Annotated in this window: 1 pseudogene; it reads left to right on the top strand. The window is 62.6% G+C overall.

Features of this window, described 5'->3' with window-relative positions:
- Window positions 1-135, top strand: a pseudogene (locus EN862_RS37600) (cytochrome-c oxidase, cbb3-type subunit III); the annotation flags it as partial.
- Window positions 136-294: the final 159 nt, after the last annotated feature.

Genomic DNA, 294 nt, shown 5'->3' with positions numbered 1-294 from the left:
GGCACGCTCCAGGATGTGTATTCGACGGTCTATTCCGGCCGCCAGGGGCACATGCCGAACTGGAACGCGCGGCTGACGCCGGCGGAGATCAAGCTGCTCGCGCTCTATGTCGGCCAGCTTGGGCAGGCCAAATGAGAACGGCGGCCATGATTGCCGGTCTATCGGCGCGAAGGCGGGCAAACACCCGGCTCAAGTGGTTTGCAGTCGTGGCGGTGCTGTTAGCCGTCTTCATCGGCGCCAATGTTCATCTTGTCGCCGTCCGCGTCAAATCGCAGCCGGAAGTAGTGGTCGATC

Source organism: Mesorhizobium sp. M2E.F.Ca.ET.219.01.1.1, from assembly GCF_004016445.2.
GTDB lineage: Bacteria > Pseudomonadota > Alphaproteobacteria > Rhizobiales > Rhizobiaceae > Mesorhizobium.
The sequence above is the reverse complement of the archived record's forward strand: the minus strand, read 5'-3'. Positions and strand labels throughout refer to the sequence as shown.